We start from the raw sequence: 224 nt of genomic DNA, 5'->3' as shown, positions 1-224 counted from the left end.
CCATGCCGCCCGCGGTGCAGATGGAGATCAGCCCGCGGCCCGAGCCCTTGTGCTCGAGCAGCTTGGCCAGCGTGGCGACCACGCGCGCGCCGGTGGCGGCGAAGGGGTGGCCCGCCGCGAGGCTGGAGCCGTGCACGTTGAGCCTGGCCGGGTCGATGGACCCCAGCGGCTGCTCGCGGCCCAGCCGCTGGCGGCAGTAGTCCGCGCTTTCCCACGCGCGCAGG

General features: G+C 75.9%; 1 pseudogene. It reads right to left on the bottom strand.

Going from position 1 to position 224, the window contains the following annotated elements:
- A pseudogene (locus tag ACH65_RS18200) lies at positions 1 to 224 on the bottom strand (acetyl-CoA C-acetyltransferase); the annotation flags it as partial.

The organism is Frateuria defendens (assembly GCF_001182895.1).
In the GTDB taxonomy this organism is placed as follows: domain Bacteria; phylum Pseudomonadota; class Gammaproteobacteria; order Xanthomonadales; family Rhodanobacteraceae; genus Frateuria_B; species Frateuria_B defendens.
The sequence above is the reverse complement of the archived record's forward strand: the minus strand, read 5'-3'. Positions and strand labels throughout refer to the sequence as shown.